A 25169-nucleotide genomic window follows, 5' to 3' on the forward strand; every position below is an offset into this window, starting at 1 on the left:
TAAAAAGTCGATAACGCAGTAAAAATGACCAACAAACGCTGCCCACAGGGTTCGGCTAAAAACGTTTTACTCTTTGTTGAACGATGCTTTACAAATAAAGAGTTGCTTAGGAGACTAGGCTACAATCCATTCGCCTCGATTAACACGTTTTTAACTCGAACAAAATTTAACCAGCAAAGATCAACAGGCCCTAGGGTTAGTGGCTTTTTTATTGGCTAATGGCACTGGTTAAGCGTCATCGCTTATATTTTTGAGTGATTGTTCAAAAATTAATTTGAACGATCGTTCATTTTTGTTTATAGTGTTCTCAATGACAAAATACACCCTACTTTTTATTCATTTTTAAGAGAGATATTATGACAGACTTTACAATTCACACTGTTGATACCGCGCCAGAAGGCAGCAAAGCCATGTTAGAAGGTGCTAAAAAACAAATGGGTATGGTGCCTAATTTATTTGGAGTATTGGCTCAATCACCTAGTACGTTGCAAGCCTATCAACAGTTGCATCAGGCATTTGTTGATACTTCATTTAACCCAGAAGAACTCACCGTAGTATGGCAAACCATCAATGTGGAGCACGAATGTGGTTACTGTGTGCCAGCTCATACTGGGATTGCTCATTCAATGAAAGTGGATCCTTTAATCACCGAAGCTTTACGCAATAGAACTGCGATGCCTACACCAAAGTTACAGGCTTTACATGATACGACACTGAGCATAGTGCGTAATCGCGGTAATATTTCGACCGCTGAGCTTGAAGCCTTTTATGCGGCAGGTTACGGCCAACAACCAGTGTTAGAAATTATTTTAGGTTTGGCGCAAAAAGTCATCAGCAACTACACCAATCATGTTGCAAAAACACCTGTTGATGATGTGTTTAAGCCATTTGCTTGGTAAAAATCTTAATCAAAGATACGCTATTGTTAACCCCGTCGTTTGTTTGTTCATGCTGATTTATTGACTTGTTAGCAAAACAAATGACGGGTTTAATATCAATTTACTCGCCTTTACTTTACTCCCCTTCCTTTATTTCATAGAGGATGATTGATGTGCTATTCAATATTGTCGCGGTTACTTTTTCCACCTAATTAACGGATTGGTATCACTCAACATTTGGCTCGTTTTAAATTATGTTTGGACAGAGTAAAAACAACAGCGTTGGTGAATGAATTTATTTCGATTGGTATCTCAAGGGTTGTGTGCCATATTTTGTCGTAATCTTGTTGCGGCAATGCCTTTGTTTACACTCTGTGGCGGCCTGTTTATCTGATATTAGGACATTATATGTTTAGAAGCCTACGTGCATACCGCTCGTCGATCATTTTGTTAAGTGCACTATTTATTGGCGGCTTATTTGGTGGTTTGTTTCCTGAGTGGGCAATTAAACTCAAACCGATTGGACAAATCTTTCTCAACTTGTTGTTTATGATCATCGTGCCATTAGTGGCGGTGAGTGTGATGTCGTCGATTGCTCACATGACCGACTTAAAAAAGTTAGGTGCTATATTGGTGTCGATTATGGCGATATCAATTGTCATGGCAATTGTGCCATCTGTTGGGGTGGTGTTATTAGCGCTGGTATATGACCCGGCGCAAGGTGTCACCCTCGATTTGGCAAATACGGTTGATGCGGCATCAGGCAGTATGGATTTTGTGAGCTTATTAACCACCAATGATTTTGTTGGGTTATTGTCTAAGTCTAATATTTTGGCGTTAATCATCATGTCGGTGATTGGCGGTGTTGCCATTGGCCAATCTGGTGAAGATGGCCTGGTGGTTAGCCGTATTTTGGATAGTGTGAATACGGTTATTATGAAAGTCATTTCAATATTAATGTACGTTGCCCCTATTGGCCTAGGAGCATATTTTGCAGCCACCATGGCTAGTCAAGACACTGAACTTATGGGCACTTTTGCTCGGGCTGTGGGATTATTTTTTGTTGCCATGGCACTGTATTTAACTGTGGGGTCAACCCTGTATGCGTGGATTGGTGGCGGGGTAAAAGGGGTTAAGCAATTTTGGCAACACATGCTTGAGCCTGCCGTGACCGCTTTGGGCACCAGTTCATCTTTAGCTACCTTACCTGTGACTATTCGAAGTGCAACTAAAATGGGATTGAATGAACAAATTGCAGAAATCAGTTTGCCGTTACTGGTTAATTTAAATAAAGGTGGCGCAGCAGCGATTACCGCACTAAAGATTGTATTTATTTATTCGTTATTGGGGCTTGAGTTTACCACCGACGTATTTATGCTGACCATTTTGATTTCGGTGTTGTCTGCCTTTGTGATTGGTGGCGTACCGGGTGGGGCATTTTTAGGTGAGATATTTATTGTCACCACCTTAGGTTTACCCATGGAAGTGATCCCAATTTTAGTGGTAATTGGTGCGATTACCGATGCCGCATCTACCGTGATTAACGTGGTGCATGACTTAACCGCAACACAGATTATTGAGCGGATTAATGGTAAGCATTATCAGGTGAGCGAAGGTACATAATCGTTGAAAAATAGCCGCCACAGTATGTGTATCACTATGGCGACTATGCTTGGGGAGGAAGTCTTATTTTGCTTCGATTAACGCCAGCACATCAAAGCATGCACCCATAGTGTGGTAGTCGGTTTTACCAATAGGGCTTTTTTGATCGCCCCGGATTCGCTTGCTTTCAATTGGTTTTGTCATCGGGCTTGTGACGACTAAGACTTAAGATAAGTAATCACGGGCTCAACAAGCCTGATTGTTGAATCGCAGAGCCTAGCAACGTATGATGCGTTTTTTGATTTAACCCCCCAAGTCTCAATTCAAATACTATGCGCCATTTAACCACTAGTTATCATCCTGATACGCCTCAAGAGTTTATCGAAAATAATCAAGCGACCATGCTAACGCGTTTAGCGGCGCGAGCGATTGTGCTGCGTGGTAATGAGATATTGATGTTGTATACAAGGCGTTATCATGACTATTCATTGCCTGGTGGCGGTGTTGATGATGGTGAGCATATAGAGCAGGGCTTAATTCGCGAGTTACAAGAAGAAACCGGTGCTAAGGTGGTAGGTGATGTTATTCCGTTTGGATTGTATCAAGAGTATCGTCCGTGGCACAGAGATGGGTTTGAGTCCGTTAACATGCTGTCTTACTGCTATGTGTGCAGCATTGCTAAAGATCTGGGTGAAACCCAGTTTGAAGCGCATGAAATCAATAATGGCATGGTGCCAGTGTGGATGGATATTGACGCTGCGATTCAACATAACCTCGATACCATGGCAAACTGCAACAAAAAAGGCCTCTCGATAGAACGAGAGACCTTTTTATTAAAGCTAATTAAACAAGAATTGTTATAGGGCTATCACCCTTTTATCAGCTTGAATTTATCAGTTTGTATTAACAGATTGATGTTAAATAAGATTATGCGCGTATTTGTCCTACACCACTCACCAGGTACTTTTCTGTAGTGAGTGACTCAAGCCCCATTGGCCCATAAGCATGCAGCTTGCTGGTGGCAATACCAATTTCAGCGCCAAGGCCAAGCTCGCTGCCATCTGAGAATCGCGATGATGCGTTAACCATGACCACTGATGCATCTACGGTGCGTTGAAAGCGAGTGGCTGTGACTTCATTTTGAGTACAAATCACTTCAGTGTGATGGCTACCAAAACGACGGATATGATTAATTGCGCCGTCAAAATCATCCACTTGCTTAACGGCGATTTCCAGGTCTAGGTATTCTTGACCAAAGTCATCATCATTTAACACATTACAGGCGTCAAAATATGTCTTTGCCTGTTGGCAAGCATTAATGGTTACCTTATGTTCTGCCAATGCTTGAGCCACTTTAGGCAAAAATGTAGCGGCAATATCTTTATGCACAATCAAGCCTTCAAGTGCATTACAGACTCCTGTACGTTGGGTTTTACCATTTAACAGTAATGACAACCCAATATCCAAGTCGGCATCTTTGTCTATGTATAGATGACACACACCTTTAAAGTGCTGAATAACCGGAACCTTACTGTTGTCTGTCACAAAGTTAATTAATCCTTCACCACCACGAGGAATAATCACGTCGATATATTCTCGTTGTTGCATAAGTTCTAGCATCAATGCTCGATCAGGATCTGGTACCACAGTGATTAATGCAGGCGGCAGCTGATATACTTCGAGTACTTTTTGTAGAATAGATGCAATCATTTTGCTTGAGTGCAATGCTTCTTTGCCGCCTCGTAAAATAACCGCGTTACCAGATTTAAAACACAGTGCTCCAGCATCGGCGGTGACATTGGGCCGTGCTTCATAAATCATACACACCACACCTAATGGCACGCGCATTTTGCGAATGCTTAACCCGTTTGGTCTGTTACCTAAATCGCGTTGAATGCCAACAGGATCTGGTAGCGATGCGACGGTTTCAATGCCTGATGCCATTGATTCAATGCGATCATTGTTTAACGTTAAACGGTCTAACATCGCTGAGCCCATGTTGGCGCTTTGCGCATTGGCTAAATCCTGCAGATTAGCTTTAAGGATTTCATCACTGTGCGCGCGTAGAGCACGCGCCATGTCGAGTAAAATGGTATTTTTTACCTGCTCATCTAATACTGCAAGTGCTTGCGCCGCTGTGGCTGCATTTTGAGATAAAGTTTTGATCAAGCTCATATTTGCTCCAAAATGGCGATGTTTTTGTCTGAAATCAAGGGGCCGGTTTTTTGTTGCGCATTATTGGCAAACTCGCGGTCTTCTTGGTCAGAAATAAAGTGAAGTAAGCAACTACTGTAGTTTGATTTGGCTTTTGCCAATTTAGTGCCATCGCCTTTGCGCACCAGTACAGTATCACCGACGGAAAAGTTGCCTTTAACGGCCACTACATCGTCGCTGGTTAGTTGCGTATCTTGTTCTTCAAGGTCGGCATCAAAATCGTTTTCAACAATTAATTCACCCTGTACCTGTGAGGTATGTGTCATCCAATGTAGGTGTTCTTGCATTGGTTCATCGTACGGTGTGAATAACGTACCTGGGTTTTGACCTTTCAAAAGCTGGTTAAATGTATCGGCATCAAAGCCATCGACAATCATGGTTTCGATTCCATGGGAGATGGCTTTTTCAGCGGCTTGTATTTTGGTGCGCATTCCACCGGTGCCAACACTGCTTGTTGCGCCGCCAGCCATTGCGTAAATGTCTTCGCTAATATCGCTAACCTGTTTTATCAGCTTGGCGTCATCGTGCAGATTAGGGTTTTTGGTATATAACCCTTTTACATCAGAGCAGATAATAAGCGCATCAGCATCAGAGGCCGCAGCTACCATGGCCGATAGGTTGTCGTTGTCGCCAACACGTAATTTATCGGTTGTAACAGCATCATTTTCGTTAATAATTGGCAGTAAGCCATGGTCTAGTAAAGTAAAAATGGTTTCTTTAATACTGACATAACGTTCACGATCTCGCAGATCGCCATGGGTAACGAGTAGCTGTGCTGATGGGAAATCAAATAGTTTATCCCAAGTGGCCATCATGTCTGCTTGACCTGCAGCAGCCATGGCTTTTTTAAGCGATACGCTTGGCTCTGCTACATCAGAAAAACGATGTTTTCCTGCAGCAACAGACCCCGATGAAACGAGTACGACTTGGCAACCTTGGGCGCGGCAATTGGCAATAAATTGTGCAATACCCAATAGGTAGTGACTGCTACAGCCTTGTTGATAAGGCGCAATAAGTGCACTGCCGACTTTAACGACAATGCGTTTCCAATGTGAAGTTGACATTATATTCTCTCGGTTATTTCTGCTCAGCTAATACGCGGCCGGCTTCATGGAAGGTATCAACTGTTTTTTTGCAAGGATCGGTATCGATAGCACTGGTCACCCAAATCACCACGCTGCTGACTATAAAGCCAGGGATCATTTCGTACATTACGCTTGATAGCGCTTGGCCATCGGCAAGCACGGGGGCGTATATCCAAAATAAGACAGTAGCCGCACCAGAAACAATGCCTGCCATGGCTGCTTTATGGGTTAGGTTGTGCTTGTATAGACTAAATAAGATTAATGGACCAAAAGCGGCTCCAAATCCTGCCCAAGCATTGCTGACTAAAGATAGAATGCTGTTTGAGCGATCAAGTGCCAGTAAGCTGGCAACAATCGCAACACCAGCAACACCTAAGCGACCCATTTTGACCATTTCTTGCTCTGTTGCTTCTTTCTTTGACATCACTCGATAAATATCTTCGGTCAGTGAGCTTGAAGACACCAGTAACTGTGATGAAATGGTGCTCATAATTGCTGCTAAAATCGCTGCTAATAAAAAGCCACTGATCATCGGGTGGAATAACAATTCAGAAAACACAATAAAAATGGTTTCTGGATCGCTTAACTTCATGTCAAATTTGTTTGCATAAGCAATACCAACCAGGCCTGTTGCCAGTGCACCAACAATGGTGACTGTCATCCAGCTCATGCCTATTCGACGTGCTATTTTAATGTCGGAGACTGAGCGAATAGCCATAAAGCGAACAATAATATGTGGTTGGCCAAAGTAACCTAATCCCCAAGATAAGCTAGAAATTAAGCCTAATAGGGTGACATTTTGCATACCTTCAGAAAAGTGTGGAATCGACTCATAGGCAAAGTTCATCATTTTGTCGGCATTGCTAAACTCTTGATAGGCCACAACAGGCACCAATACTAAGGCAACAAACATAATGCAGCCCTGAACAAAGTCTGTCAGGCTTACCGCCAGAAAACCACCCAATAGGGTATATGACACCACCACACCTAAGGTTACTGCTAATCCTAGTTCGTAATTTAAATCAAATGCAGATACAAATAATTTACCGCCAGCCACTAAACCCGCTGAGGTATATAGGGTGAAAAAAATCACAATAATGACAGCGGCAATAATGCGTACATTGCTGTTGGGTGCGTGAAAACGCTTAGCAAAAAACTCAGGGATGGTGAGCGCGTTGTTAGCGACCTCGGTATATACCCTCAGTTTGGGTGCCACGACAAGGTAATTTATCAAGGCACCAATTAATAAGCCCAATGCAATATAAATGGTTTCAAACCCCACCAAAAACATTGCTCCGGGAAGACCCATTAGCATCCAACCACTCATGTCAGATGCGCCCGCTGATAACGCTGTGACCTGCGGACTAACCTTGCGGCCGCCAAGAATATATCCAGATACATCACTGGTAGACTGCTTATAGGCAAATAAACCAATGCCAAGCATCACCAGAAAATAGATAGCTAACGAAACGTAGGTTAAGTAATGCATGAACTACTGGCCCCCTAACGCTTTGTTATTTTGAATCCCATTAGGTTTCAACATGACAAAGAGATAGGTACTTAAAATAGCAAATAAGCACAATAATTGTGTGGTGTCTTGCAGCTTTGAAATAGACTTATGCCAAACTTGTGTGATGAGATTTTCTTCCGTCTGAATGTCTGCTGACATTGTGCCCTCCTGAGCGTGTCAATTGTTCAAATCTTACTGATAGTTGAACAGGTGATAAAAAATAAATAAAAAAACCACTAAATTGCTTAGTGGTCTAACTATGTTATCACACTATGGGTATGTGTTTCCAATCTAATCCCTGGTGAGTAATTTGTTAAAAGCACTAAAGCCACTTAATTGCGTAGGGATGTTTTGGCGCTAGCATCGTAGTTTTATGAAAAAGTGTTGCGCATTAACTCAGGTTTATCTCATTTTTGCTCTGTATGTATAGCGGGCGAATTTTATTTATGGGTGGTTAATTGTTTTTTTGTAATGAATGAGGTTGGTTGATTATTTTTTTCTTGTTTATCTGTATGTTATGGTTTGTTGTAATACCTTAGCCTTATGGTTTTGTCTGTGTTATGGCTAACCTTGTTTCGGTAAAAAACCTTGAAAACGTCACAGGTCTGAGTATTTAAAGCGGTTTACGCCTATTCAAGTTTGTGTGTTTGTTTAATGATTCCTAGGGCAACTGGCTTATTATTACGGGGGTGGACTTGGTGAGCATTGACAATATTTTTATATCATTTTTGTTACAGTTCGAATTACTTTTGTTGGGGTGAATGAGCGTTTCAATTTAAGAATGGCAATGGAGTTGTGGCAATGCGTAATGGTACAAACATATCGAGCCAAACACATTTTAGGTAAAATAGATTGCATTTAATTAGACGGTCGGTCTAATATGTTTGGATGAATTTACACACGACAAAACCTCGTAGAGGTCGGCCTCCTAAAGTATCTCGAGATAATCCAGATACCCGTGCAGCTTTGATCCGCAGTGGCCTTGAGCAATTAACTGAACATGGGTTTGCATCTTCAGGTATTGAGCCTATTTTAAAAAAAGTGGGGGTACCTAAGGGGTCCTTTTACCACTACTTTGCCAGTAAAGAGGCCTTTGGTCAGGTGGTTTTACAGCATTATGCTGACTACTTTTTGAATAAATTAACCCATCATCTGTGCGATGAGTCAAATGAGCCACTCAGTCGAATTTATCATTTTGTAGCCGACGCTAAAATGGGTATGACGCGCTATCAATTTAAGCGTGGGTGTTTGGTTGGCAATTTAGGTCAAGAAATAGGCATGCTGCCAGAAAGCTTTAGGCCTCAACTTATTGCTATTTTTGCCAGTTGGCAAAGCTGTTTGGCAAACTGCCTTGAACAGGCTAAATCACAGGGACAAATTGCAGCTGATGCTAATTGTGCTTTGTTGGCTGAGCATTTTTGGGTGGGGTGGGAAGGCGCAGTGAGTCGAGCAAGATTAGTTGAAAATGGCGCACCACTTGATCATTTTTGTGATCACTTTATGGCAGCATTACCCAAATAACCTGTTGTATTGGAGTTTTTTGACGTAAATAAAAAATTTTAACCATTAATAGACGATCAGTCTAAATTAGGAGTGAATTATGTTTAACGCCATGCTAATTGAAAAAGATGACCAAGGTTACCGCACAACAGTAAAAAAGGTGAATGAAGCGGTTTTACCAGAAGGGGATGTTACCGTAAAAGTACTTTACAGTACGTTAAACTATAAAGATGCACTTGCGATTACGGGGAAAGCACCTGTGGTTCGTAGTTTTCCAATGGTGCCAGGTATCGACCTAGTGGGTATTGTTGAGAACAGCGACAGCGATAAATTTAGTGTTGGCGATACTGTATTATTAAATGGATTTGGTGTGGGCGAGGTGCATTGTGGTGGGCTCGCCACTAAAGCACGTTTAAAAAGTGATTGGTTAATTGCCCTGCCAAGCGCGTTTACTCCGCGCCAGGCAATGGCGATTGGTACGGCAGGTTATACCGCAATGCTATGTGTTATCGCCCTTGAAAAAAATGGCGTCACGCCAGATAAGGGCGACATTTTAGTGACCGGGGCTAATGGTGGGGTTGGCAGTTTTGCCATCGCTATTTTAGCTAAACTAGGTTACAGCGTTGTGGCATCAACGGGGCGCGTCGATGAGAGTGACTATTTGAAAAAACTCGGTGCCAGCGAGATTATCGATAGAGCAACGCTATCAGAACCGGGTCGTCCACTGGCGAAAGAGCGTTGGGCTGGCGCGGTAGATTCTGTCGGTAGCCACACCTTAGCTAATGTGTGTGCCAGTTTACGTTATGGCGGTACCGTGGCCGCGTGTGGTTTGGCTCAAGGAATGGAGTTACCTGCCAGTGTCGCTCCCTTTATTCTGCGTGGTGTGACCTTAGCGGGTATTGACAGTGTAATGCGCCCACTGGCCGATCGTGTTGAAGCTTGGCAACGTTTGGCAGATATAATAGACCCAAGCCTTTTTGCTGACATTGTTAACGAAGTCAGTTTAACTGAGGCGGTTGATGTGGCCAATCAGTTAATGGAAGGCAAGGTCAGAGGCCGCGTGGTTGTTGATGTTAATCGATAATAAAGGTTGGTTAGTCATATGGTATAGCGATCAGTCGCAATTATTTATGATTGCACAATACAATGTCTAACGTTGCTTTTGGGGTTGTGTAAATAGGTACAGTTAGCAGGATACGAGAGGCAAAGTGATCATTCATTATGTTGATTTGTCTTACGTATTCAGTGTATCTACTTATTAGGCAAAAGATTTTAAATACATAAAGTTTTTTAGTTGATTTTAGCGCAAATGCTTCAAGTTTAGGTTATGCTAAATTGACAAGATTGCAGTAATTGATTTTTAAATATGGACTTTGTATAAATTCAGTTAACCACTGAGCAAGAGGTGAGTATATTTATATGCTCATCTTCGTGTTTTAAGTGTCATCAAAGAATTAACTGTGCTTTATTAATCATTTAGGGATGATGATTTTATGTGTGCTAATCAGTTGCGTAATAAACCTGTAACAGTATTTATTGTCGATGACGATGACGTAGATGTTATCGGAATTGAACGAGCGTTGAAAAAGTTAAAAATCGCTAACCCTACCATTCGTGCTAAAGACGGTATGGAGGCATTAGAAATGCTTCGTAATAAACTCATACCTCATCCTTTTATTGTATTACTTGATATCAACATGCCTCGTATGGGGGGGATAGATTTTTTAACCACTATTCGTGCGGATCCAGAATTATCAAAATTGATTGTTTTTATGCTGACAACTTCTAGCGCCGATCAGGATAAAGTTTCAGCTTATGAAAAAAACGTGGCTGGCTATATGGTGAAAAAGCAAGTTGGTGAATCATTTTTGAATATAGTCGATATGCTAGACCATTATTGGCGAGTTGTGGAGCTGCCTTCATATGATTAATGTTGCTGCCAATTTGGATGCGCCCATAACGTTATTGATTGTTGATGATGACTTAATCGATAGAAAATCGATTAAGCGTGCTTTGATGTCATGCCACCGTCCGATTACTATTCTTGAGGCTGTTACAGGTGAAGAGGGGATTAAAAAGTTTGATGAAAATGCCGTTGACGTATTACTGATTGATTATCGTTTACCTGATATAGATGGATTGGCGCTGATAAAATTAATCGTTAGTCGAAAAAAAACTGACACCGCAATTATTATGGTTAGCCAGCAAGAAGATGAGCTGCTATCGCTTAATGCATTAAATGTGGGGGCGCATGATTTTCTGTTAAAAACGGAAGTGAGTTCAGACAGGCTTATTCGAACGATTCGTCAGGCTGAGCATCGTCATTTTCTTGAATGTTTAGTTAATGAAAAGAATGCCGCTATTGAGTGGCTGGCAAAGCGAGATTGTTTAACACAATTAATTAATCGGTACACATTTGAAAAAACGCTAAAAGCAGCTTGCGATGAAGTGCTATTTAGTCGTAAGAGTTTTGCCTTGTTTTTTATCGATTTAGATGATTTTAAAAAAGTAAATGATACTTTAGGTCATACAACCGGTGACAAACTTTTACAACAAGTTGCTGCAAGATTAGCTAGTGCTATTGGGGAGTCGGATTGCTTAGCTCGCTTGGGCGGAGATGAGTTCGTGATTTTGGTTCATGATATTACTGCCAGAAGCGAAATTTCTGTTATTGCGAATAAGATTATTCAGGTATTAAGTAAACCTATTGATATTGGAAGTACCATTTTTTCTATTACTGCGAGTGTCGGTATTACTCTGTATGGTGAGTTTGCTACATCACCTGAAGCACTGATGAAATGTGCTGATATTGCTATGTATAAAGCTAAACGTAATGGCCGAAATAACTTTTTTATTTACTGCGATGAGTTGCATCATGAAACTCAACAAAAAAACTTATTAGAGAAAGAGATTAAATTTGCTCTGCAAAACGATCAGTTTCTTGTTTATTACCAACCCCAGATCTGTCCTAGTAATAACAAGGTTAAAGGGATGGAAGCATTAGTGAGATGGGACCACCCTAGTCGAGGTATTTTGGGACCCAGTGAATTTTTATCGATTGCAGAAGAGCTAAATCTGATTGGCAGTATCGGTGAATGGGTACTAAAAACGGCCTGTATTCAACTTAAAAGTTGGCAGGTTAAATACGGTCTAGCTGATAACGATATGTCAATATCAGTGAATTTATCGTCTTTGCAATTACAAGATATGAATTTGATAGAGTCTGTTTCTCGCATAGTGAGTGAGAGTGGTTTGTCATCACACTGCTTGGAATTAGAAATCACTGAAAGCTCAATAATACATAGTCCGGAAACGATAGCGACACGTTTACACCAATTAGATGAAATGAAAATTAAGTTGGCTTTGGATGATTTTGGCACAGGTTACTCTTCCATTGAGCACTTGCATTTATTTCCTATACATTCGCTTAAAATTGATAAAAGTTTTATTTTTGCTTATAAGCAAAAACGTGCTCAAGACCGGGTATTAGAAGCAATGATTAAATTTGCAAAGTACTTAGGGTTATCTGTTATTGCTGAAGGTGTAGAAACTGATGAGCAACTGGATTTTTGTTTGTCTCAAGGGTGTGATTTAGTTCAGGGATATTACTATTCTAAACCAATTTGTGCACTTGAATTTGAGACTAAATATTTTGAGACATAGGCGCTATTTTTTCTGTGAGAGTGTCATGATGAAAAAAATACTATTACGATTTAAACCTTCGCTTTACCCGTATCCTTTATTTTTACTACTTGCTTTTTTTTTAATGTTATTTATTTGTCACCTCGTTTATATGAAACAGGTTAAAATAATTAAAGACGATATCACTTCCGTTTCTGAAATAAAGTTAGGTAAACTACAACAACATCTCGATGAACTTAAAAGAGAAGTGCATTTTTTGGCAAATTTACCGAGTGTTAAACAGTTAGCTTCTTTGTCATTATTATCAACATATACTAATGAGAAAAAGCAACTTGAACTTGAATACTCGGCCACTATATCTGAGATTTTTAAACAATATGCTACCAGTATTCCAGGTATTGTTCAGATTAGATATATCGATAATAAGACAGGCTTAGAAGTGATTCGTATCAATAAGTTGGGCGATGATGTTATCGTTGTGCCTTCTACATCACTTCAATATAAAGGCGACAGAGACTATGTTATTGAAACGAGGAAGCTGAAAAAAACACAAACTTTTATTTCTGATATTTCATTAAATCAAGAAAACGGTAATATTAGCTTACCTTATCTTCCTGTAATAAGGGCGAGTACTTTAGTTTATGATATTAATAACCAAGAAGCGCTAGGCCAAATTGTTATTAATATGTCTGCTGAATCAATTTTTGATGATTTACAGTCAGAGTTGCTTCATCGTATGCCAAAAGTCGAATTGTATGTCATTAATGAACAGGGGGACTATTTGCTTCACCCTGATAAAGAGAAAACCTTTGGCTTTGAGCATGGCATACCTTACCGTCTTCAAGATGAATTTACCATTGATAATAATGATGCTTTACTTCCTGTTGAGTATCACGCTATTGACAGTTTATATCCTCCTTTCTTTTTTTCACGGCAAGATATCGAGTTAGATATTAATCAACAACGTCAAGTTGGTATTGTTGTTGTAGCGAGTAATCTATCTGCTATTCATAAGGTATCGGTTTTCATACTATGGTATTGGACTGCTGGTTTAATCTTTTTTTTATTGTTAAGAATGATTAAAAATAACTTAGTGTTAAAATCAAAGCAGTTACTTTTAAATACAGCTACTGAGATGGAGGTTAAATTACTTTCTATTTTGGATAATGTGCCAAATGGAATTATTTTAGTCAATCGAAATGGTATAATCACCATGGCAAATGGCCAGGTTGAAAATATATTCGGATATCATTCATCAGAGCTGATTGGTCAGTCTGTTCAGATATTATTACCTATTCATTTTCAACATAGTCATGCGCAAAATATAGACGCTTACTTTGCACGCCCTGAAACCAAATTGATGGGAGTTGGTCGCGATCTTTATGGGGTTCATAAGTTAGGACATAATGTTCCCCTTGAGATTGGTTTGAGCGTAATGGATTATCAAGGCGAATTACACGCTATTTGTGGGATTGTTGATATTTCTAAGCGAAAACGTTTAGAAGTATTATTTGAGCAAGTTGTTGATGTGTTACCAAATGCCGTGTTATTGACCGACTTAGACGGTAATATTGAACTTGTTAATCATGAAACTGAGAAATTATTTGGTTATGAACGTCATCTACTATTAAGCAAAAATATTAATGTATTAGTCAGTTCATCTTATCAAGAGCAACATTTTACCTGGCTAAAAGATATATTTGAGTCAGAAGACAAGACCAAAACAGCACGGCAGGATATGATTGGCCTACGCAGTGATGAAAGTGAATTTCCTTTTTCTATTAGCTTATCTAAGCTCGCGACACATAAAGGTGATAAGTTACTTTATTCGGTCATTGATTTAACAGAGCGTGAAGCAAAAGCTCATGCAATGACAAAGCTAAGTGAAACACTGGACCGAACAAGCAAAATGGCTGGTGTTGGTGGTTGGGAGCTAGACTTAGAAACAAATGAATTATTCTATTCAGATGAAACGTATCATATTTATGGATTACCTGTAGGTACCAAGTTAAGTGTTGAAGAGTCAATACACTTTTATACAGTAGAATTTCAACCTATTATTCAGAAAACATTGTCCGATGCCATCGAGACGGGTAAACCATGGGATATTGAGGTGCAATTTACTAATGCCGAAGATAAGTTGATTTGGGTTAGAGTAATGGGGACTATAGAGTACAAAAATGGTAAACCAATTAAAGTCGCTGGAACAATTCAGGACATTTCAGAGCGTAAATATTTTATTGAAGAGTTATCAAGAAGTAATTCAGAATTACATAATTTTGCTTATGTTGCTTCACACGACCTCAAGTCACCTTTACGTGGTATTGATCAATTAGCAAGCTGGCTTGAAGAAGATTTAAAGGGGAAGTTAACTTCGCAAGACGCTGAACATTTAAGCTTAATGCGTGGAAGAATTAATCGTATGGAGCAGTTGTTAGATGATCTGTTAGCTTATTCTAGAGCGGGTAAAAAAGATGATATAAGCGACATAGATTTAGTGAGTGTGATAGAAAATGTTTTTGACCTATGCAATACCCACAACACATTTACCATTGAAACTCATTTAGCTGTTTCTCGGATTACTACGGCCAGTGTTCCTCTAGAGCAAGTACTCAGAAATTTGATTAATAATGCGATTAAACATCACCATACTGGTAAGGGTAAAATTGAAATTACTGTAACAGTGCAAGGTGAGTTTTATGAGTTTATTGTTCATGATGATGGGCCTGGTATTCCCGCTGAATTTGCAGACAAAATCTTTGATATGTTTACAACATTAAAGCCAAGGGATGAGGTTGAAGGAAGTGGAATGGGGCTCGCTATCGTGAAAAAAATTATTCGAACAGTTGAGGGGGATATCAAATTAGACACAGGGGTTACAAAGGGGGCGAGCTTTAGATTTACTTGGCCTGTAAAACAGCGGAGAAGGCATTAGACCGATATCAAGTATAAACAGCGCTATATATAGATTGAATAAATCGCTTATCTGTTAAGTAAATAAATATGGGTGAATTGTTCAGCTGTCATAGGTTTAGCGAATAAATACCCTTGTAGATAATCACACGATAACTGCTGTAGCAGCATATGTTGACCTTTTGTTTCAACGCCTTCTGCAACCACTTTGACTTGTAAATGATGTGCCATGGTAATAATGGCTCTCACGAGTGCAACGCTGTTTTCATTGGTTTCAATATGATTGATAAATGAGCGGTCAATTTTGAGAATATCGATATCCAGCCTTTGTAGATAGGCCAATGACGAATAGCCAACACCAAAGTCATCAATGGCGATATCGATACCATGATGGTTAAGGCGTTGCATTTGTTGTTGAATAGGGGAATTAGGATCCATTAACGTGTTTTCTGTCACTTCAATAATCATGGTATCCCTTGGTAAGCCCACTTGGTTGCAGGCTAAAATCCACTCATCTACCCATTTTCCTGTTTGATCGATTTGCAAGGGCGACGTGTTTACACTCACTTGCATAATTTTTCCGGTTAATTGATACCAGTGAGCTGCATCATCAATAGCTTGTTTTCTTACCCAGTTGCCAATGTCTTCAATGAGGCCATTTTGCTCTGCAAGTGGAATAAACTCATTAGGCCCAAGCAGCCCTTTTTGAGGATGTTGCCAGCGGATTAACGCTTCTGTTTTTGTGACGTTAATGCCATCAAGATCAAAAATAGGTTGGTAGTAGAGAACAAATTGCTTCTCTTTGATGGCGATGCGAATTTCTTCTAATATACGGCGTTTTTCTATTGCTTGTTCTTCTATGGCATAAGAGAAAAATTCATAGCGGTTACGGCCTTTATTTTTAGACAAATACATTGCTTGATCGGCATGTTTAACTAAGTCTTCAACACTTTGGCCGTCAGCGGGGAAAAATGTTAAGCCGATACTGCCGGTCACATGCACTTGCGCGCCTTTAATGCTAATGCATTGCATGAGATTGTTTTTAACTTTTTGAGCGATTTCACTAGCACGTTCAACATCGTTTACGCCTTCAATGATTAAGGTAAACTCGTCACCGCCAAGCCTTGCCACTGTATCATTTGAGCGAACACAGCCTCGCAGTCGTTTGGCCACTTGGTGCAGTAACAAATCGCCGTAATCATGGCCTAATGTATCATTGACCTCTTTAAATCCGTCTAGGTCGATAAAAATTAACGCAAACTTCATGTTTTTGATGTCAATTAACGACTGTAGCTTTTTGTAAAAATATCGTCTGTTAGGTAAGTCGGTCAATCCGTCTTGATATGCAAACTCATGTAATTGAATATTGGCATTTTCTAGCTCTTTGGTGCGCAACTTCACTTGGCTTTCTAGCAGATTTTCACGCTGCTCGATGGTGTCTAACATACTGTTAAAACAGGTTGCTAGTTGGCCTATTTCATCTTTTGACTGTTCTTTTGCGCGTAATGAATAGTCATTTGATGTGGTAATTTTTTGTGCAATTTCAGCCAGGTAAAGTATTGGGCCTAAAAATATACGCCGTAAAACTAACGATAAAAATAAGCTGACAGCAAACGTAGACAGCAAAAGTAGTAGCAAAAACTTACTATAAAACTGAATTCTGTCATGGATATAACTGTCGTCGGCAATGATAGATAATTCACCATAGCGTTGATTATCTAATATTAATGGCGTGATAACGTTAGTGATGTTGCTGGTTTGAGTTAACGTTGTTTTATCAATATTGGGGGCGGTCGATTCTGCTAATACCGAGCCGTCAAGGTTGGCCACACTGACTAAGACAATGTCCGATCGCGACAGCACGGGCTCAATGAGTTCTTGAATGGCATCTTGGTCGTCAAATAACAGTGCTGCAGTGATGTTGGGTGACAGCATGTTAGATACGCTTTCTAGGCTTTCAATTTGCTCGCGTTTGGCTGAGGTGAGTTCATAGGCGCTAAAAATCAAGGTGACCGACACCGTCGATACAATCGCAACGCTCATTAATATCAATAAGAATTTTTTACTGATGGTGTTGATATTGAGGAATGATTTCATCAAATTACAGGTCCACTACCCGGCCAAGGCGTAATACTTTTGAGCTCATGGTGATGTGAGCCGCATTGAGTTTGTCTGGTGAAACGGCAAAACGTACTTTACCACTGGATAGGAAAAAACGGATATGTCCTCCATTGGCAATAAAGTCTTCGCTTTCTCCTACTATCATAATGTTATTTAATTGGCCTAAAGAGGAGGCTAGCCAGAGGTCTACGGTGGCTGAGGTAATAAATAATACTTGGCACTGTTTTAGATCGTCTTGGGTTATCGATACTGTTTTGGTCAGTAACGGCAGGTTGCCTACTTTACGGTTGGTTAACACTGTGCTTGCGACAGCAACAAATGTACTGTCTGGGCTGCAAAGTACAAAATCAGTCAGGGCAGTATTAGTGTCTGTCCATGTACTGTATCTGGCAAAATTGTATAAAAATCCTGCCTTAAGAGCATATTCGGTGTCAATTGCATTGACGCTTTGGCTTAATGTAAGCAAAAGCGCTAGTGGCAAACTGAATAAGACTCGTTTTATTGTGTTCATTAAATGAATTAAAACTTCGCTGTTAATTTAAATGTCACACTTTCATCAATATAGTTGGGTAAGGTGTATGTTTCTCGGGTGTTGTTGTACTCGATATGTGAACCAGCAAATAAGTTTTTACCCATTACGGCAACAGACCAATTTTGATGGAATGCCCACTGCCATGTTAAGTCTAACGCTGTGTAATTATCGACATTATAGGCATTGCTGTTTTCAACTCGTATAGACGCAAAAAGGCGATGGTCATCAAAGAGAGCTAAATTACTTTTGGCAAACAACTGACGGCTGGTTGAATCATAGCCAATGGCCGGAAAGGTGTTGTCAGCCAGTTTGTAGTCAAATGTGTTATAGCTGTAGCCTAACTCAGCGTTAAATATCTCTGAGGGCTGCCAAGTTAAGATAATGTCACCCCCGTTTGTGGTGACTTTAGCATTAGAGACAATATCAAAATTAACTGAAGTGTTGGTAAGACTTTGCATGGCTAAGTCATATTGGCCTGCTTGTAATAGACCAAATATGGGTAAAAATTGCTCTATATTATTGTCGACCGAAATCGCAATGACATTTTTGGCAATTGTGTGGTGTGCCGAGAGGTCCAGTGCCCAATCGTGTTGTGTTTGGCGATAACCGAATTCGTATGACACCGACTCTTCAGATTTTACCTTGTCATTACCATTGAGATACGTTCTGACATAATAGTTGTCTATGGCGTCTATGCCTGTGACGATGGGGGAGACTTCTTCAACGCGTTGCCCATCTATGATGTAGTTATCATTGAATTCGATTAATGAAGGCACTCGGACACTTTTAGACACCGATGTCCATAGCACTTGATTATTTTGTGGTTTCCACACAAGCCTTGCTAATGGTTGGTTTTCCCAGCCGGTTAAGTCGTTGTACTCAATTTTTGAACCAAGAATAATATCTAACTTGTCAGCAATGAGGCTGTATTGGCCTTGAACGAGCGCGCCGTATTGATGCAGGGTGTTGTACCCTCCATCACTGTGAACAAAACTGCTTTGTGCAAACGAAATATCGTTGTAGCGATAGTTCAGACCCCAGTCTAATTTTAGGTCGTTGTACAAAAAGTTCATTTGGTAATCAATATCGAACGATTCAAAATGTTCTTGTAAAAAGGTTTGGCTACCAGATTGCTTTAACCAAGAGGTTTGCAGCATTTGGTTGGCTTGAGATGATATTCGGTTCTCTACCCGTGCCATGATCCGCGAGTCGGTTCTGTCTAAACTGTCGGTAAAAGACATGTTACGGTTGGTTTCATCGATGACGCCGCGAAAGTTTTGGCCTAGGGTTGATTGTGTAATGTTGCCTTGTATTAATGCCGACCATTCATCATTTGGGGTGAAATCGAATCGAACACCAGCCGATTGTTGTTCTGTAAAGTCTGCGGGTTCAAGTGATATGCCTTTGTCCGATTCATCACCATCTCTAGTATGGCCATAAACTCGAAAGCTACCTTTATTAGCAATATCACCGCCATATCGTAAATTGGCATCATGGTTTATTAGGCTACCACTGCTGATATCTGCGTACACACCACGTGTATCGATACTGTTTTTAGTAATAATGTTGATGACACCATTATTAGCATTGCTGCCCCACAATAAGCCACCTTGTCCTCGTATGACTTCAATGCGTTCAATGTCGTATAGCGGCACATTTAAGGTTTCCCAGTAAACGGCAGCAAACTTAGGGGTATAAAAGCTTTGCCCATCGATCATGACTAATAATTTGGCCGAAAAACGAGAAGCGACCCCGCGGGAGGTTATCGCCCATTGGTTATTGTCCAGTTGCCTTACGGCAAGGCCTGGAACCAATTTTAATGCTTCTGGGATTGAAGTGGCCCCAGAATGGATAATTTGTTCTTTGGTTAATACATAAATAGAAGAGGCGGTATCGAATGCCGATTGGGCTCGTTTCATTGCCGAAGTGACTTGCACATCCATGGCCATTAGCGAGTCTAGCTCTAAATCCAGATCGCTGAGCGGCTCTTGTGCAATGACGTAAGGTGAAACGATTAGCGTTCCAAGCAGTAATCTTTTTACAATCTTCAATATCTTGCCCTTAATGCATTGAATATTCGGCTCTTGCAGAGCTATATTTACGTACCCATTACCACACGTTAACGAGGTCAGGTTATTTTACTCCGAGTATCTAGGGCCTGTTGACCTTTCAAGGTTGTTTTTGCAGCGAATTGTTGGCCATTTGTACAAGGCAGAGACTTTGAGGTGTAGTTATTCTACATAAAAAGTCGATAACGCAGTAAAAATGACCAACAAACGCTGCCCACAGGGTTCGGCTAAAAACGTTTTATTCTTTGTTGAACAGATTTTGCTTAGGTGACTAGGCTACAATCCATTCGCCTCGATTAAAACGTTTTTAACTCGAACAAAATTCAACCAGCAAAGATCAACAGGCCCTAGGAGTATAGTGATTATTTTAGTCACTTTTTCTGTTTTTTTACTTGCTCGTTATCACTGCTAACTCGTTGAAGTAATAGCGGTGGCTTTCTCAATGTCATAATTAACGTTATACCTTATATCGACGTTAATAATTTACCCTGAGTTAACACAAATGTAATGTATTTTTGAGGCATTATAAGCCAAAGCATACTGCTGTTAGGTAAATTGTATGTAATTATTTCGGCATATAGACAGATGTTTGATTGATTGCTTAAATATCACTCATGTCTTTGTTGTATTCATGTTGATATGGTTAGTGGTAACAGCTGGGGTTGTTAGCGCGAATATTGAAATGGATTGAGGCGTAAAGGATTCAATACCTCACCCAAAAACTGGGTAACAACAAGGATAATAATAATGGATTTCAATAAATTCCTGCTCGCCATTGGCGTGGCATCGACCGTTTTTATGGTCGGCTGCGGTGATGACACCGACTTTAGTAAAACCACTCAACCCACACCTGAACCTGAGGTCACTCCTCTACTGCAAGCATTTGCTCCAAATGGCGCGCTTAAAGCACAGATCCGCCGCACCCAATATGGCGTTCCACATATTACCGCGGACAACTTAGAAAGCCTGGCTTTTGGTAGCGGTTACGCTCAAGCGCAAGATAATCTATGTGTTATGGCCGATGGGTTTATTAAAGCTAATTCTGAGCGGTCAATGTATTTTGGCCCCCATGCCTCAATCGACTTTTCGACGGGCTTACCAACCCGTGAAGATAACGGCAATCTAATTTCTGATTTTGCCTACAAAGCGTTAAAAATCAGAGCGCTTGCTGAAACGCAATACACCCAGTTTAGTTATCATTCGCGCGCATTAATGGAAGGGTTTAGCGCGGGCTACAACCAATTTTTAGCAGACGTTGAAGCTGGCGAGCAAACCGCTGAACCATTTTGCGCAGGCCAACCCTGGGTTAAACCTATCACTGGGGTGGATGTCGCCAGTTATCTGTTTTCTATTGCTTTATTGCCAGGTGCGGCAAACTTTTTAGACTTAATTTTTTATGCCAACCCTGGCGATGGCGAAGAGTATCTTCCGCGGATTGTGGGGCCCGCAGCATCATCGGTGCAAACTGCATTTGTTAGCGACATGAACCAAAAGCTCATTGCCCGAGCGGCAAATATCACCACTCCTGACACCAACCCACGCGACTTAGGTTCCAATGGTTGGGGCTTAGGCAAAGATAAAACCGAGAATGGCAAAGGCATGGTACTGGGCAACCCGCATTTTCCACATACAGGTAATTTACGTTTTTGGCAGTCTCACTTAACCATTCCTGGGCAAATTGATGTGATGGGGGGATCGTTAGTCGGCATGCCAGGCTTAGTTAATATTGGGTTTAATAAAGATGTGGCCTGGACACACACCTTTTCAACGGCTGAGCACTTTGTAATGTACAACCTTGAGCTGATGGCTGGCGACAGATTGCAATATATGTTCGACGGTGAAGCCATGCCAATCACTAAAGAAACTGTTTCGGTGTTAGTCAATGCGGGTGCGGCGGGAATGCTGGTCGCTGAAAAAGACATTTATACCACAGCAAAAGGCCCAATTGTTGAAGCGCCGCCGACGTTGGCCCCTTTTGGGTGGGATGATGGCCAGGCTTTTATGATCCAAGATGCCAATATGGCTAACTTGGACCCACTTGATCATTGGTTAGCCATGAACCGCGCCAGTAATATCGATGAGTTTCAGCAAGCCTTTAAGGATTATGATGGGGTAATTTTTAACAACACCATGTACGCTGATAAAGAAGGCAATGCGTTTTATATTGACGATTCAACCGTACCAGGGTTTACAGACTTTGTCGTCAATATTATTAAGACCACGCCTGCGATTATTGCCGCTAAGGCTCAAGCGGGCTTCACCATATTGCCGGGTAATACTTCAACATTTAGTTTTAGTGAGCCAATGCCCTATGAGCGAGCACCTAAGCTTGAACGAAGTGATTTTGTGCAAAATTCTAATAACTCATTTTGGTCAACCAATTTAGCACAGCCATTGGAGGGGTATTCACCCATGTATGGACCAGAGCGGGGCGAGTTATCATTACGAACCCGAATGGGATTAACCTTAATGAACGATGCCGCAGGTGATGACGGTAAGTTTTCATTAGCAGAGTTAGAAGCGGCGCTATTGTCTAATCGCGCTTATCTACCAGAGCTTGTATTGGCTGATTTACTGACACAATGTGCAGCGCAAGGCGACACGCCTGTGATTGTTAGCCCAACCTTGTCTAAAGATCTCAGTGCAGCTTGCTCTGCGCTTACAGCATGGAATGGCAAGCAAGATAACGACAGTATTGGCGGGGCATTAATTCGTGAATTTGCACATCAATTTAATCAAAGCACCATGCTCACCCAGGCATTTGACTACACCAATGCCGCGACTACGCCAAACACACTTGCCAGCGATGGCAGTGCTTTAGTGGCATTGGCCCATGCGGCACTAAATTTAGAAGCCGCTGGTTTTAGTGTGGAAGCCCGCTTAGGAGATGTGCAATTTGTTGAAAAATCATTACCCGATGGTACGGCATCAGGGGTTAAATTACCTTGGCCTGGCAGTCACAATGCGGAAGGTGGCTTTAATGTGTTTTCTACCAACTTGTCCGGTGACGATACACTAATACCGCAACACAGTTATCCTGCTGTGATGGATGTGTTATCTGGCAAAGCTGCTGCATCGGGGTTAACGTCCCAAGGTTATCATATCCGCTATGGTTCAAGCTGGATGATGACAGTGAGCTTTACCGATGATGGTCCGGTTGCAAAAGGACTATTATCCTATTCACAATCCAGTAATGTGTTAAGCCCAAATAATAACGATCAAAGTGAGTGGTATTCGACTCAAAAACAACTTAGGCCATTGTTATTTACCGAGGCAGACATACAGGCATCGCTTGAATCGACCACAGAGCTGAGTGTTCAACGCAATAACGAGTGGTAAGACCGACTAAAAACGACCCAGAAATCATGGGTCGTTTTTTATGAAAAATTGACTAAGCCTCTGATTAAGAATCATTAATGTATCAAAATTTCCAAAATTCATAAGCAGTTTAGCTTAGCAACCCCTACTTTGGTATAAGACGCTGCTGCTTGACCTGTTCAGGTAACTACAACAAACTCGACACTGAATATATTCTTATAATTAATGGGATGATAAAACCATGTTGATTTTCCTCATTTGTATTGCGTTATTGGTGCTCGCATACAAGCTTTATAGTCCGTTTGTTGAGAAACAGGCCGGTATTGATCCTAACCTACCCACACCACAAAAGCGTTTTAATGATGGTGTCGATTATGTCCCTGTTCACCCAGCTAAAGCGTTTTTAATCCAATTTCTGAACGTAGCCGGTGTAGGGCCCATTTTTGGACCCATATTAGGTGCATTATATGGCCCGGTGGCATTAGTGTGGATTGTGTTAGGGAATATTTTAGGCGGTGCGGTACACGATTACTTTTCTGGGGTAATGAGTATCAAGGAAGACGGAAAAAGTTTACCTGAGATTGCGGGGCACTATTTTAACATCTACTTTAAAGCGGCCATGCTGATATTTACTGCAATGTTGCTGTTCTTTGTGGGTGTTGTGTTCATTATGAGTCCAGCAGGTTTGCTGAGTAACCTAGACTATTTCAAAGACACTATTTTTGCAGACAATACCTTTTGGGTGTTGGTGATTTTAGCCTACTACTTTTTTGCAACACTATTACCCATAGACAAAATTATCACTAAATTATACCCATTTTTTGGCGCATTAATGATTGTGATGACCACCTCTATTGCTGTGGCATTGTTAATTAGTGCCCCACAATTACCCGAGATTGGCGATATATTTGCCTACTTTGATCACAGCCACTATAACAACGATTTACTAGAACCTAACCCAGATGGCTTACCAGTATGGCCATTACTATTTGTGACCATTACCTGTGGTGCAATTAGTGGTTTCCATTCGACACAAGCACCTATCATGGCGCGTTGTTTAACCAACGAAAAATACGTGCGTCCTGTTTATTATGGCGCCATGGTTGCTGAAGGTATTGTGGCCTGTGTATGGGCAACAGCCGGTATTGCTGCGTTTCCTGGTGGGTATGTTGAGCTTAAAGAGATCCTTGCTCAAGGTGGCCCTGGTATGGTTGTTAACCAGGTTGCGACTACATACCTAGGGGTTGTCGGCGGTATTATGGCCATTATTGCTGTGGCTGTATTCCCAATTACTTCTGGCGACACAGCATTTAGATCGCTGCGTTTAACCATCATCGATGCATTTAAAATCCCACAAAGCATGACTAACCGTTTGTTAGTTGCTGTACCGGTTTTGATTATTGCTTACTTTATGACAAAAATTGACTTCACTTTGATCTGGCGTTATTTCGCGTTTTCAAACATGTTGTTGTCTACCAGTGTCTTATGGCTAGCAACTAAATACCTGTTTGACCGTGGCACCATTCATTGGATTGTGAGTATTCCTGCCATTATTGGCACCTGTGTCACTGTGTCGTACATCATGACTGCAGGCATTGGTTTTGGTATGCCGCAAGCATTAAGTCAACCCATTGGTATTGCAGTGGGTGTGGTGTCATTTATTGCGTTGTTGATTGCTCATAACAAGCGTAAAACGGCTCCTGCGGCATAATGTCGTTTGGTGGTGTAATGACTAGGGCTGCCATTGGCAGTCCTTTTTATTGAGCATAATTTAAAGCGTTTTTG

General features: G+C 41.0%; 17 protein-coding genes. 10 read left to right on the forward strand and 7 right to left on the reverse strand.

Features of this window, described 5'->3' with window-relative positions:
* The first annotated feature begins 356 nt into the window (after positions 1 to 356).
* From L2703_RS18150 to L2703_RS18160, 3 genes are all read left to right on the forward strand, one after another.
* Positions 357 to 899 carry a carboxymuconolactone decarboxylase family protein gene (locus L2703_RS18150; RefSeq protein ID WP_248972435.1) on the forward strand — a complete coding sequence of 181 codons (543 nt, stop codon included), beginning with the start codon at positions 357 to 359 and terminating at the stop codon, positions 897 to 899.
* A gap of 387 nt (positions 900 to 1286) precedes the next feature.
* On the forward strand, positions 1287 to 2501 hold the full coding sequence (locus tag L2703_RS18155; RefSeq protein ID WP_248972436.1) for a dicarboxylate/amino acid:cation symporter: 1215 nt from the start codon (positions 1287 to 1289) through the stop codon (positions 2499 to 2501).
* A gap of 311 nt (positions 2502 to 2812) precedes the next feature.
* Positions 2813 to 3343, forward strand: a complete 531-nt coding sequence (locus L2703_RS18160; RefSeq protein WP_248972437.1) for an NUDIX hydrolase — start codon at positions 2813 to 2815, stop codon at positions 3341 to 3343.
* A gap of 64 nt (positions 3344 to 3407) precedes the next feature.
* On the opposite strand, the gene L2703_RS18165 is transcribed toward L2703_RS18160, so the two are convergent.
* Genes L2703_RS18165 through L2703_RS18180 form a run of 4 tightly spaced genes read right to left on the reverse strand, consistent with a single transcriptional unit; the run spans position 3408 to position 7448 of the window.
* The gene (locus L2703_RS18165) at positions 3408 to 4655 is read right to left on the reverse strand and encodes a glutamate-5-semialdehyde dehydrogenase (RefSeq protein WP_248972438.1); all 1248 of its coding nucleotides are present in this window, start codon (positions 4653 to 4655) and stop codon (positions 3408 to 3410) included.
* Positions 4652 to 5758: a glutamate 5-kinase gene (gene proB, locus L2703_RS18170; RefSeq protein WP_248972439.1), complete on the reverse strand. Its 1107-nt coding sequence runs from the start codon at positions 5756 to 5758 to the stop codon at positions 4652 to 4654. The genes L2703_RS18165 and proB overlap by 4 nt, the downstream gene beginning before the upstream one ends.
* Positions 5759 to 5771: 13 nt before the next feature.
* Entirely contained in the window at positions 5772 to 7268 is a 1497-nt protein-coding gene (putP, locus tag L2703_RS18175) for a sodium/proline symporter PutP (RefSeq protein ID WP_248972440.1), read from the reverse strand.
* Positions 7269 to 7271: 3 nt separating this feature from the next.
* Complete coding sequence (locus tag L2703_RS18180) at positions 7272 to 7448, reverse strand: hypothetical protein (protein ID WP_248972441.1); 177 nt, start codon at positions 7446 to 7448, stop codon at positions 7272 to 7274.
* 729 nt (positions 7449 to 8177) lie between these two features.
* Between L2703_RS18180 and acuR the strand changes: the two genes are divergently transcribed.
* The 5 genes from acuR to L2703_RS18205 all read left to right on the forward strand — a co-directional run bounded on the left by acuR (position 8178) and on the right by L2703_RS18205 (position 15366).
* The gene (gene acuR, locus L2703_RS18185; RefSeq protein WP_248972442.1) at positions 8178 to 8810 is read left to right on the forward strand and encodes an acrylate utilization transcriptional regulator AcuR; all 633 of its coding nucleotides are present in this window, start codon (positions 8178 to 8180) and stop codon (positions 8808 to 8810) included.
* Between the two features lie 79 nt (positions 8811 to 8889).
* Positions 8890 to 9873 (forward strand): acrylyl-CoA reductase (NADPH), encoded by a 984-nt coding sequence (acuI, locus tag L2703_RS18190; protein ID WP_248972443.1) that lies wholly within the window; start codon positions 8890 to 8892, stop codon positions 9871 to 9873.
* A 409-nt stretch (positions 9874 to 10282) separates the two neighbouring features.
* Positions 10283 to 10720, forward strand: a complete 438-nt coding sequence (locus L2703_RS18195) for a response regulator (RefSeq protein WP_248972444.1) — start codon at positions 10283 to 10285, stop codon at positions 10718 to 10720.
* Positions 10713 to 12452 carry a putative bifunctional diguanylate cyclase/phosphodiesterase gene (locus L2703_RS18200; RefSeq protein WP_248972445.1) on the forward strand — a complete coding sequence of 580 codons (1740 nt, stop codon included), beginning with the start codon at positions 10713 to 10715 and terminating at the stop codon, positions 12450 to 12452. Before L2703_RS18195 ends, L2703_RS18200 begins: the two co-directional genes overlap by 8 nt.
* Before the next feature lie 25 nt (positions 12453 to 12477).
* Positions 12478 to 15366 (forward strand): PAS domain S-box protein, encoded by a 2889-nt coding sequence (locus L2703_RS18205; RefSeq protein ID WP_248972446.1) that lies wholly within the window; start codon positions 12478 to 12480, stop codon positions 15364 to 15366.
* Between the two features lie 47 nt (positions 15367 to 15413).
* Here the strand turns inward: L2703_RS18205 and L2703_RS18210 are convergent, their stop codons facing one another.
* From L2703_RS18210 to L2703_RS18220, 3 genes are read right to left on the reverse strand one after another with little or no spacing between them, the layout of a single operon-like run.
* Entirely contained in the window at positions 15414 to 17441 is a 2028-nt protein-coding gene (locus tag L2703_RS18210; RefSeq protein ID WP_248972457.1) for a bifunctional diguanylate cyclase/phosphodiesterase, read from the reverse strand.
* A 4-nt stretch (positions 17442 to 17445) separates the two neighbouring features.
* The gene (locus L2703_RS18215) at positions 17446 to 17967 is read right to left on the reverse strand and encodes a YfiR family protein (protein WP_472544898.1); all 522 of its coding nucleotides are present in this window, start codon (positions 17965 to 17967) and stop codon (positions 17446 to 17448) included.
* A gap of 17 nt (positions 17968 to 17984) precedes the next feature.
* Positions 17985 to 20048, reverse strand: coding sequence for a TonB-dependent receptor plug domain-containing protein (locus tag L2703_RS18220; RefSeq protein ID WP_248972448.1), 2064 nt, complete (start codon positions 20046 to 20048; stop codon positions 17985 to 17987).
* Positions 20049 to 20813: 765 nt separating this feature from the next.
* Here L2703_RS18220 and L2703_RS18230 point away from each other — a divergent pair.
* Positions 20814 to 23405 (forward strand): acylase, encoded by a 2592-nt coding sequence (locus tag L2703_RS18230; protein WP_248972449.1) that lies wholly within the window; start codon positions 20814 to 20816, stop codon positions 23403 to 23405.
* Between the two features lie 220 nt (positions 23406 to 23625).
* Positions 23626 to 25095: a carbon starvation CstA family protein gene (locus L2703_RS18235; RefSeq protein ID WP_248972450.1), complete on the forward strand. Its 1470-nt coding sequence runs from the start codon at positions 23626 to 23628 to the stop codon at positions 25093 to 25095.
* Positions 25096 to 25169: the final 74 nt, after the last annotated feature.

It is taken from the genome of Shewanella basaltis (assembly GCF_023283885.1).
GTDB lineage: Bacteria > Pseudomonadota > Gammaproteobacteria > Enterobacterales > Shewanellaceae > Shewanella > Shewanella basaltis.

Excerpts from the sequence above, each read along its gene's own strand:
- L2703_RS18150 (WP_248972435.1), top strand. The coding sequence starts at position 357 with ATGACAGACTTTACAATTCACACTGTTGATACCGCGCCAGAAGGCAGC.
- L2703_RS18155 (WP_248972436.1), top strand. The coding sequence starts at position 1,287 with ATGTTTAGAAGCCTACGTGCATACCGCTCGTCGATCATTTTGTTAAGT.
- L2703_RS18160 (WP_248972437.1), top strand. The coding sequence starts at position 2,813 with ATGCGCCATTTAACCACTAGTTATCATCCTGATACGCCTCAAGAGTTT.
- L2703_RS18165 (WP_248972438.1), bottom strand. The coding sequence starts at position 4,655 with ATGAGCTTGATCAAAACTTTATCTCAAAATGCAGCCACAGCGGCGCAA.
- proB (WP_248972439.1), bottom strand. The coding sequence starts at position 5,758 with ATGTCAACTTCACATTGGAAACGCATTGTCGTTAAAGTCGGCAGTGCA.
- putP (WP_248972440.1), bottom strand. The coding sequence starts at position 7,268 with ATGCATTACTTAACCTACGTTTCGTTAGCTATCTATTTTCTGGTGATG.
- L2703_RS18180 (WP_248972441.1), bottom strand. The coding sequence starts at position 7,448 with ATGTCAGCAGACATTCAGACGGAAGAAAATCTCATCACACAAGTTTGG.
- acuR (WP_248972442.1), top strand. The coding sequence starts at position 8,178 with ATGAATTTACACACGACAAAACCTCGTAGAGGTCGGCCTCCTAAAGTA.
- acuI (WP_248972443.1), top strand. The coding sequence starts at position 8,890 with ATGTTTAACGCCATGCTAATTGAAAAAGATGACCAAGGTTACCGCACA.
- L2703_RS18195 (WP_248972444.1), top strand. The coding sequence starts at position 10,283 with ATGTGTGCTAATCAGTTGCGTAATAAACCTGTAACAGTATTTATTGTC.
- L2703_RS18200 (WP_248972445.1), top strand. The coding sequence starts at position 10,713 with ATGATTAATGTTGCTGCCAATTTGGATGCGCCCATAACGTTATTGATT.
- L2703_RS18205 (WP_248972446.1), top strand. The coding sequence starts at position 12,478 with ATGATGAAAAAAATACTATTACGATTTAAACCTTCGCTTTACCCGTAT.
- L2703_RS18210 (WP_248972457.1), bottom strand. The coding sequence starts at position 17,441 with ATGAAATCATTCCTCAATATCAACACCATCAGTAAAAAATTCTTATTG.
- L2703_RS18230 (WP_248972449.1), top strand. The coding sequence starts at position 20,814 with ATGGATTTCAATAAATTCCTGCTCGCCATTGGCGTGGCATCGACCGTT.
- L2703_RS18235 (WP_248972450.1), top strand. The coding sequence starts at position 23,626 with ATGTTGATTTTCCTCATTTGTATTGCGTTATTGGTGCTCGCATACAAG.